Origin of the sequence: Streptomyces fildesensis, from assembly GCF_016107395.1 — a bacterium.
Lineage (GTDB): Bacteria > Actinomycetota > Actinomycetes > Streptomycetales > Streptomycetaceae > Actinacidiphila > Actinacidiphila fildesensis.
The window spans coordinates 1-228 of the sequence record NZ_JAAIKO010000396.1 but is presented as its reverse complement, the minus strand read 5'-3'; the positions used below and the strand labels follow the sequence as shown (position 1 = coordinate 228).

The 228-nt window shown below is 51.3% G+C and carries 1 protein-coding gene; it reads right to left on the bottom strand.

All coding sequences use genetic code 11. From position 1 onward, the window contains the following. On the bottom strand, positions 1–221 hold a 221-nt coding region (locus C6N31_RS43310; protein ID WP_232486398.1), incomplete at its 3' end, for a tyrosinase family protein. Between the last annotated feature and the right edge of the window lie 7 nt (positions 222–228).

Here is a 228-nt window from a genome sequence, read left to right as displayed (position 1 = left end):
CCGCCGAACCTCAATTTGTCGCTGTCGAGAGAATCGCGTACCTTCACGCGGACAAGCTGCGCGTTCTCGTCGTAGAAAAGAAACCCTGCGTTTAGAAAATCCGGATCTGTGAAGTCCTTTCTCTTCCCTCCCAACGATTTCCAGATATTCCACATACGATCGACATTAGCGTGGTGAGAGTAGAAGATCGGGTCTCTGCCGGCGGAATAGAAGTTGCCCATGTTCTCG